The 8,246-nt window shown below is 30.5% G+C and carries 9 protein-coding genes and 1 pseudogene; 7 read left to right on the top strand and 3 right to left on the bottom strand.

Annotated features, from left to right (window positions below):
• A pseudogene (locus G551_RS16455) lies at window positions 1-195 on the bottom strand (IS1182 family transposase); the annotation flags it as partial.
• A gap of 737 nt (window positions 196-932) precedes the next feature.
• Between G551_RS16455 and G551_RS0111745 the strand changes: the two are divergent.
• The 4 genes from G551_RS0111745 to G551_RS16570 all read left to right on the top strand — a co-directional run bounded on the left by G551_RS0111745 (window position 933) and on the right by G551_RS16570 (window position 4,482).
• Entirely contained in the window at window positions 933-1,757 is an 825-nt protein-coding gene (locus tag G551_RS0111745; protein WP_027885757.1) for a hypothetical protein, read from the top strand.
• A gap of 175 nt (window positions 1,758-1,932) precedes the next feature.
• Complete coding sequence (locus G551_RS0111740; protein ID WP_027885756.1) at window positions 1,933-2,388, top strand: hypothetical protein; 456 nt, start codon at window positions 1,933-1,935, stop codon at window positions 2,386-2,388.
• Window positions 2,389-3,070: 682 nt separating this feature from the next.
• The gene (locus G551_RS0111735) at window positions 3,071-3,313 is read left to right on the top strand and encodes a DUF7683 domain-containing protein (RefSeq protein ID WP_027885755.1); all 243 of its coding nucleotides are present in this window, start codon (window positions 3,071-3,073) and stop codon (window positions 3,311-3,313) included.
• A 998-nt stretch (window positions 3,314-4,311) separates the two neighbouring features.
• The gene (locus tag G551_RS16570; RefSeq protein WP_156876791.1) at window positions 4,312-4,482 is read left to right on the top strand and encodes a hypothetical protein; all 171 of its coding nucleotides are present in this window, start codon (window positions 4,312-4,314) and stop codon (window positions 4,480-4,482) included.
• A gap of 183 nt (window positions 4,483-4,665) precedes the next feature.
• Here G551_RS16570 and G551_RS16565 read toward each other — a convergent pair whose 3' ends face one another.
• Window positions 4,666-4,824 (bottom strand): hypothetical protein, encoded by a 159-nt coding sequence (locus tag G551_RS16565; protein ID WP_156876790.1) that lies wholly within the window; start codon window positions 4,822-4,824, stop codon window positions 4,666-4,668.
• An 11-nt stretch (window positions 4,825-4,835) separates the two neighbouring features.
• Window positions 4,836-5,168: a hypothetical protein gene (locus G551_RS0111715; RefSeq protein ID WP_027885753.1), complete on the bottom strand. Its 333-nt coding sequence runs from the start codon at window positions 5,166-5,168 to the stop codon at window positions 4,836-4,838.
• Window positions 5,169-6,199: 1,031 nt separating this feature from the next.
• Between G551_RS0111715 and G551_RS0111705 the strand changes: the two genes are divergently transcribed.
• The 3 genes from G551_RS0111705 to G551_RS0111695 all read left to right on the top strand — a co-directional run bounded on the left by G551_RS0111705 (window position 6,200) and on the right by G551_RS0111695 (window position 7,482).
• Window positions 6,200-6,664, top strand: a complete 465-nt coding sequence (locus tag G551_RS0111705; RefSeq protein ID WP_156876789.1) for a hypothetical protein — start codon at window positions 6,200-6,202, stop codon at window positions 6,662-6,664.
• A gap of 144 nt (window positions 6,665-6,808) precedes the next feature.
• Window positions 6,809-7,261 (top strand): FEKKY domain-containing protein, encoded by a 453-nt coding sequence (locus G551_RS0111700; protein WP_156876788.1) that lies wholly within the window; start codon window positions 6,809-6,811, stop codon window positions 7,259-7,261.
• Entirely contained in the window at window positions 7,231-7,482 is a 252-nt protein-coding gene (locus tag G551_RS0111695) for a hypothetical protein (RefSeq protein ID WP_027885750.1), read from the top strand. The genes G551_RS0111700 and G551_RS0111695 overlap by 31 nt, the downstream gene beginning before the upstream one ends.
• Window positions 7,483-8,246 lie beyond the last annotated feature (764 nt).

Raw genomic sequence — 8,246 nt, 5'->3', positions numbered from 1 at the left:
CAGACAGAGTTTAAAGAACACTACAGGATCTATACTCTTTTGACCGCTGCTGCCGTAAAAACCTCGAGTAAGATCATAGAGAAAATCTAAGTTTAAGGCTTCTTTCAATCGGCGGTAGAAATTAGTGGCCGGTACCCGTTCACTCAACTGAAAACTGTTGAATAACTGCTCTTGATATACTTTTTTTCCTTGCATACCATGAAATTAATCTTTTTTAGTAAATTGTGCAACAAGCACAATGGCTATAAGTAATTGCTTGTTCTCGCCTACTTCTGAAAATCCTCGCGGATTTTCAGTTTGGTGTGTACTTGCAAAGTTAAGTGCTAAACCACGCAACTACTCATAGCCGAAACCGTTGTAAGCAATTTTACCAAACTACAAATATTAAGAATGAATTTTATTTATAGACTCTTATTGACTTTCAATGCTACATCTTTAATTATTGTGGTTTACTTAGTTAAGGAAGAAATCTTGGTTAATAATCTGAATTGCTATCTAACCAAACTACCAAATTACGTTTCTTACATATTGTATTTTTTAATTCCAATTTTATTGACTTTTTTAAGTCTTTTAATTGCTAAGAAATTAAGTAAAGACAATATTTCATTAGGTACGATAAAAAGTATCGAACAAGCGAATAACGCTTTTTTGCCCAGTTATTTAGGCTATTTTTTTGTAGCATTAAGTGTACCTTATATTGATACACTAATTTTTGTATTTGCAATACTGTTTGTATTCACATTTTTATCTCAAACATTATACTTCAATCCACTTTTTTTAATATTCAAGTATCATTTTTACTATTTAACAACTACCAATGAAATAAAAATTTTCATTATAACTCGTAGGATTTTGAAAGCCCCGCAAAAAACAGAATTTAAACAGTTAAGAAGGATAAACGATTTCACATTTATAGATTTAACCAAATAATTATGAACCATTTACTTGCAAAAAAATCAGGACGAAACGGACAATTTGTTAAATTAATGTCTGATGAAAATGTATTTGATTTACCTGATGATTTAGACAATCCTCACGAATACGATACTAATTACAAATTAGAAGATGATGAATGGTTTGCAATTGAGGAATTTTCTAAAACGGATTATATAATTGACTTCTTAACAAACGATTTCAATTCAGCGGAATACAATCAAATCGTTAGAGCGGATTACTCAAGGTTGAACTATTTATGTTCATATCAGAATGATAGATATTACTTTTTTCAAAAATTATCGAAAAGTCAAACTATAAATCGAAAATGGTTTCCGTTAGATAACGAACCGGAACTACATTCTGAAAATCCTATTATCGTAATTAAGGAAGTAGCAGATGCAATATACGACAAAACTAATGACATATTGTATTTCAAAAAGCTGCCCTCAATAACAACAATATTTAAAGGTATTGGAGAACTTTACAGAGAGGCAACGCAAGCTGATACGGAGACTTTTTTACAAAATGATTTTATAAACTTAGTGGATAATTATGATGCTACAAAAGTGAAAAAAGCAAATAGAAAAAGAATAGCAATGGCAATGGATACTTTTAATAATTTCAATCCAGCACAAAAAAATTCAATATATGGCTATATTAAGGAATATTGCGATGAATTGGAGTTTTCAGATGATGATAAATGCTTCACTATTGGAACAGAAGAAAATCTTAAACAATTATTATATGGGATAGAACAACGTTATTATACAACCTTAATTGGGAATGAAAAAAGATTGGCAAATTCAGTTACAGCAATGTAAAAAAAACTGCTTACAACACCGTATAACAACAATTGCGGCTTTGTGTTCAGCGGACAAAACCGCGCAAACATAAAAGTCGGTAATTTTAGCTATCTTAGTGTCTAATCAATCCGCAACTGATTGTTATACAAGACCGTTGTGGTGCATTTACATTTCAAACTTCTGAATTAAATAAATGAGAAAATTAATATTTCGATTGACTTTGCCTTTGACTTTAATTTTATTTGGAATTATTACAAAGTGGAGTTTCGGAATTGTAATTGATGGAACTGATGAATTCTTTTACGGTTTTCCGTTAATTTATAAATGTGATGGATTTCACACATCTTTATCAACACAATATTTTTTGACTGAAATGGTTATTGATTTTCCGATTTATTTTGCCTTTTCTTTTATAATAACTTGGACTATAAACCGATTTTGGAAAATTAATATTCCAAAATTAATTTCGAAAATATTCTGGATTGGATTTGGAATTTTATTTTTAGGCTTTCTTTATTTATCAAACAATTTGGATGACCAATATAAACTAAAACGTAGCTTTGATGTTAAAATATTTGACAGCGGAATTACAATTTTTGGAATTCACTCGACCGATAGAAAAAAATATCAAAGTGAAATAGATAACTGAGATGGAAAATAAAAACGACACCACAACAACGTATATTTCCAATTGTGGCTTTGTGTCCTGCGGACACAGATGCTCACGCATCAAAGTCCATTCTTTTTATTATCTTTAATTCCTAAATTCCCACAACTGACAAATATACAAGACCGTTAGCTAAAATACGAAACAACAATCAGCGAGTTTAATTGCGAATTCTGTTTTTGTTCGAGTTTTACATCAGACCTGAAAATAAACGTTTAATGGAAAACTCACTCAATTCGCAAAGTAAAAACGGATTAAATTGACTGAAAATCTTTGCGCGGAGAAATTAAAATTAAAGAAAAAAATTAGAACTCAATGGACTTAAACTTACTCGGTTCGATAAATTGGAATGGATAAATCGTTGCGGATAAAAAATTCTCAGCACTACTCTATTTTTAAAATCTTTGCGGAGAAAAAGTAAAACTAAAATTCGTTTTCAAAAAAATATTAAAGTTCGGCTGATTAAAACGCTCAGAAACGATAAAGTGGAATCGACAATCTTTACGGAAAAGTACTTTAGCTAACAACGTTTATCTTCAATCGTGGCTTTGTGTCCTGCGGACACAGACGCTCACGCGTCAAAGTCATTTCTTTTTACTATCTTCATTTTCTAATCCCCACAACTGAAAGATAAACAAGACCGTTGGCATTAATTTAAAACCGAATGAAAATTATTAGAATGTTTGATGTTTTTTGTAAAAATTCAAATCAATTAGTCGATGAAATTGTTATTCCGAATTTAGATGTTGAAGTTGTAAAAAAATTGATAGACTTAAAAAAAGGAGATATAAATCTATACTATCAATATGAAGTAAAAGGCAAACTCAAAGAGCATTTTGAAAATATCGGATATAATTTCCAAACTGACAATTTTGATTACTTTCTTTCCTGTTATCAAGACAATTAATTTAATCAAATGATTAAAAAATTTTCTACGGGATTAATATTATCAATTATAGTTTTTTTCTCAATTTCATTTTTAACTGTCCTTATTTCGATACTAACTCCAGTAAACCAAACTATAGGATTCAAAATTTTAAAAATTGGTTTTCCTTTTACTTATTATGAACAAACATTGATTGTTAATGAATTAAACCACAGTTGGAATATGAATAAATTAATCTTAAACTGTATTCTAACCTGGATCTTGGTAAACGGAATTTATTTCTGGAGAATCAAAATAAAAACTAATGCCAACAACGTATAATTCCAACTAAGGTTTTGTGTCCTGTGGACACAGACGCTCACGCGTCAAAGTCAGTTCTTTTTACTATCTTTATTTTCTAAATTCCCTTAGCTGGGTAATTATACAAATCCGTTGGTAAAAATGCATAATTACAGCGTGGTAAAATTCAAGTTTCATTTCCAAAATAATCTTTTTCTTGAACGAAAACATAAAGAAAAATTGACAATCTAAACGGATAAAACTACTCGGAGCAAAAGCTGAATGGATAAACTTTGCGCAGAGAAAATTAAAAATCCCAAAGGAAATTTGAACTCAGCTGAAAAATTTACTCAAACTTTATAAACTGGAACCGATAAATTGTTGTGGATAAAATTTTCTTAGCCCTACTCTATTTTTTCAAAGCTTTGCGGAGAAAAAATAAAACTAAAATTCGTTTTCAAAATATTAATTTGAAATCGGCTGACTAAAACGCTCAGAAACGATAAAGTGGAATCGAAAATCTGAACGGAAAAGCACTTTAACCAACAACGTTTATCTTCAATCGTGGCTTTGTGTCCTGCGGACACAGACGCTGGCGCGTCGAAGTCATTTCTTTTTACTATCTTTATTTCCTAAATTCCCACAACTGAAAGATAAACAAAACCGTTGGCAACAATTTAAAACAAAAAGCCAATAGGAGTATAACAAGACCGTTTTAACAAACTAAAAAAGTAATTAAAATGGAAAATTCAAAACAGAAAAAAGAACTTTTAGAACAACAGTATGGAGAAAAAACTGTAAAAGAAATTTTTTCTATTACAAAGATTTTAAAAGGTAAAACTTATAATGAAGCTCAAGATTTAATAGATATTGTAAAGTTACAGCTTGGGAGTGAATCCTTCATCCGATGATTTGCATATACCAGCTAATAATTCTTTAGTTCTAAAGACTTTATTGTCTTTCATATAAATTTCAGTTTCTCTTGAGTCTTGGTCTACCTTACAATATTTTATTTCATAAGGATTGATTACCACAAGACCTTGATCGATTGTTACTACATTGAATAGTTTCATAATATTTTGATTTTATAATTTTTAATATCCGTGACCAATTGGTCGCATTGTTGGGTCTGGTGAATTGTTGTCACTATCAACACAGCTTTTAACCATTCCGAAAAGGGTTAATATTAATGTAATGAAAACAATTAGAACTATGTATTTACCTTCTTTATCCCACGATCTGTCATCTTTCATAATTAAAATCCTTAATAAAGATCATTATCAAAAGACTGTTTAAATTTTATAGCTGATTCTTCGGTTTTAAAACCTGTTAAATACAATTCCCAAAAATTGGTATTTGGATTTGAGGCAGGTATTTTATTTTGACTCCATAAATCTAAGATTGTTTTTAAACTATTATAAATGGAAGATTCTTTTTTACCGACTTGTAGATTAGGAAGATCGTGTTCAAAAACCCACCAAAACTCCCCGTTTGTTTCACTATTGAGGTTAACTAAAAAATCTTTAAATGATTCCTTTGATTTAAAGGAGTGTTCTTTTCTTATTTTATTATAACTGGTATTTAATGTTATCAACATAGACTGCTATTTAAAAAGGCGATTTACAAAAAATAATTTAATAAACCAATTAGAAAAAAGGATTGAGGAGCTAACTCAACCCTAAACGGAAAACTACGACTGATTGCAACAGTCACAGAAATGACAATCTACTTCTTTCCACATTGGAAATGCTTTAGCTTTTTTAGGGTAAATCTTCTTCACCTTATCTTTAGCCCATTTCCATCTGCGAAAAAATAGCTCGTAGCATTTGCCATTTTTTACGTTAAACGTACTCATAATCTTCTAATTGGTTTTTCTCTTTTTCTGAGAAACTAAAAGACAAGTAACATTTAACTGTTGTAAATATAGAAAAATTACTAACTTGCTGCAAACAAAAAACTGTAGCCAACATCGTATAACAAAAATAGCGGTTAAGTTGTTTCACCGCCAAACAAAAGTAAACAGCAAAAACAAAGCACAACGGACAGATTAGCGCATTTTAACCCGCTACTTCTGTTATACAAAACCGTTGTCAAAAATGCACAATTACAGCGTGGTAAACTTCAAGTTTCATTTCCAAAACAATCTCTTTCTTGAACGAAAACTTAAAGAAATTTGACGAATCTAAACGGATAAAAAAATCACTCAGACGAAAAACTGTTTGGCAAAGCTTTACGCAGAGAAGATTAAAAATTCAACAAAAAAATTAGAACTCAAACGACTTAAACTTACTCAAACTCGATAAAATGGAAACAACAAATTGTTACGGATAAAATTTTCTTAGCACTACTCTATTTTTAAAATCTTTGCGGAAAAAAATAAAACTAAAATTCGTTTTCAAAAGAAAATCAAAACTCGGCTGACAAAGAAGCTCAGAAACGATAAAGTGAAATCGAAAATCTGGACGGAAAAGCACTTTAGACAACAACGTATATTTCCAATTGTGGTTTTGTGTCCTGCGGACACAACCGCTTACGCGTCAAAGTCATTTCTTTTTACTATCTTCATTTCCTAAATTCCCACAACTGACAAATATACAAGACCGTTACCTGCAAGCTGAAAAATCGATAATGAAACAAATAACTATACTATCACTTATATTGTTTATATGGAGTTGCAATAATCAATCTAAAAATGACAATAATGTTGAAAATGAATCAAAAAATCAAAACATTAATAGCATTTTTGAAGACAATAATTGGAATTATAAAGAAGTTAAACGGAATTATATTGACTCATTGATTTTGAATATCTGTTCAACAAAAGATGTAGAGTTTATTGATCTCTACCCTGTTTTGGACTCTATTGCTTCCGATAAAAGTGAAAAATTGTTTATTGTAAACCTACTAAAATCTAAAGGTTTCAAAGTGACTAATTGGGGACGTGGAAATTGGTCAGATGGACCAAGAATTGTTAATTATACTATGTCTAATAAGCAATGTGAATGTGAAGTAGATAAATTATACTACTCTACTAAAGAAAAAGAAAAGTATAAAGTAACGGAACGAATAAAATGTAAAAAAGCCAGCAGGTAACAACGTATATCTTCAATTGTGGTGTCGTGTCCTGCGGACACGAACGCTTACGCGTCAAAGTCAGTTCTTTTTACTATCTTTAGTTCCTAAATTCCTACAACTGAAAGATATACAAGACCGTTGTAAAACATTTAAAAGAACCGTATGAAATTCATATTAATGCTATTTATTGGAATTTGGACTTTGACTTTAAATGCTCAAACAAATAGAAAGGAAACTGTTGAATTCTCAAGAATTGGAGAATTGAGCTATGATCAACTGAATAGTTCCGGTGCTAAAAAGTTGATTTTTATTACGGACGAAAAAGAAGCTGAAAAAATGGCGGAATTGGATATTAAAAACGGAAATCCATTTTTGTTGCTAATGGGCGGAATTGCACCAACGATAATTGCTACTGACCCACAATTTGAAAAAAAATATGGAATTTATTTTTATGAATTTGGTTGTTCTGGTCCAGAAAATGACATAATAATTGCTTACAACAAAATAGTATTTGAACACTTGAATTCGACAAAAGGAAAAACCTGGATAAAAGAAGTTAGAGACGATGTAATTGGATTTAAAGAATGGAAACGCAATTACAAACGGAAAAATTAAATACAATGACTGAATTTATAATTATATCTATTCTTGTTATTCTATTTGCTGGATTCTTATATTGGGCTTACTTGCCAGATTATCGAAGAAATCCAAAAGAATTCTGGAGAACCATAATTGGAATGCCAATAGGAATGATCTTAGGCGGATTAGGATATCCAACTTTAAATGATAAAATTAAAAAGTGGGCAACGAAGAATAAAAAAGTTAATCGTAAGTAAAAAAACGTTTTACAACAACGTATAACAACAATTGCGGCTATGTGTCCTGCGGACACAACCGCGCAAGCATAAAAGTCGGGAATTTTAGCTATCTTAGTTCTCAATCAACCCGCAACTGATTGTTATACAAGACCGTTGCCAAATATGCGAAACGAGAATCAGCGGTTTAAGTTCCAGCTTTATTAATTTATTCAAAATCTATTTTCAATCCGAAAATTAGAATTTTAAAAACTTAACGGATTTTGATTACGCAAAACTGGATCGCTAAACTTTGCGCAGAGAAAATTAAAAATCCTAAAGAAAATTTGAACTCAGCTAAAAAACTTATTCAAACTCGAGAAACCGAAACCGATAAATTGTTGCGGTTAAAAATTTATCAGCACTACTCTATTTTTCAAAACTTTGCGGAGAAAAAGTAAAACTAAAATTCGTTTTCAAAATATTAATTTGAAATCGGTTGACTAAAACGCTCATAAACGATAAAGTGGTCGTTAAAAGCAAAACGTAAAAGCACATTAGGCAACAACGTTTATCTTCAATCGTGGCTTTGTGTCCTGCGGACACAGACGCTGGCGCGTCAAAGTCATTTCTTTTTACTATCTTCATTTTCTAATTCCCACAACTGAAAGATAAACAAGACCGTTAGCCACAAGCAAAAAAAAATTCATCAAAAATAAATACATTACGTAACTAATTAATATATTTGTACGTAAAATAGTTTGTAATGGATAAAAAGCTCACATTAAGTTTAAATGAGAATATTA

The sequence above is a fragment of the Mesonia mobilis DSM 19841 genome, from assembly GCF_000423405.1.
Taxonomy (GTDB): domain Bacteria; phylum Bacteroidota; class Bacteroidia; order Flavobacteriales; family Flavobacteriaceae; genus Mesonia; species Mesonia mobilis.
This window is presented reverse-complemented; position numbering and strand designations above follow the sequence as displayed.

What these genes read in the sequence shown, in the direction of transcription:
- G551_RS0111745 (WP_027885757.1), top strand. Translation starts at nt 933, where the DNA reads ATGAACCATTTACTTGCAAAAAAATCAGGACGAAACGGACAATTTGTT.
- G551_RS0111740 (WP_027885756.1), top strand. Translation starts at nt 1,933, where the DNA reads ATGAGAAAATTAATATTTCGATTGACTTTGCCTTTGACTTTAATTTTA.
- G551_RS0111735 (WP_027885755.1), top strand. Translation starts at nt 3,071, where the DNA reads ATGAAAATTATTAGAATGTTTGATGTTTTTTGTAAAAATTCAAATCAA.
- G551_RS16570 (WP_156876791.1), top strand. Translation starts at nt 4,312, where the DNA reads ATGGAAAATTCAAAACAGAAAAAAGAACTTTTAGAACAACAGTATGGA.
- G551_RS16565 (WP_156876790.1), bottom strand. Translation starts at nt 4,824, where the DNA reads ATGAAAGATGACAGATCGTGGGATAAAGAAGGTAAATACATAGTTCTA.
- G551_RS0111715 (WP_027885753.1), bottom strand. Translation starts at nt 5,168, where the DNA reads ATGTTGATAACATTAAATACCAGTTATAATAAAATAAGAAAAGAACAC.
- G551_RS0111705 (WP_156876789.1), top strand. Translation starts at nt 6,200, where the DNA reads ATGAAACAAATAACTATACTATCACTTATATTGTTTATATGGAGTTGC.
- G551_RS0111700 (WP_156876788.1), top strand. Translation starts at nt 6,809, where the DNA reads ATGAAATTCATATTAATGCTATTTATTGGAATTTGGACTTTGACTTTA.
- G551_RS0111695 (WP_027885750.1), top strand. Translation starts at nt 7,231, where the DNA reads ATGGAAACGCAATTACAAACGGAAAAATTAAATACAATGACTGAATTT.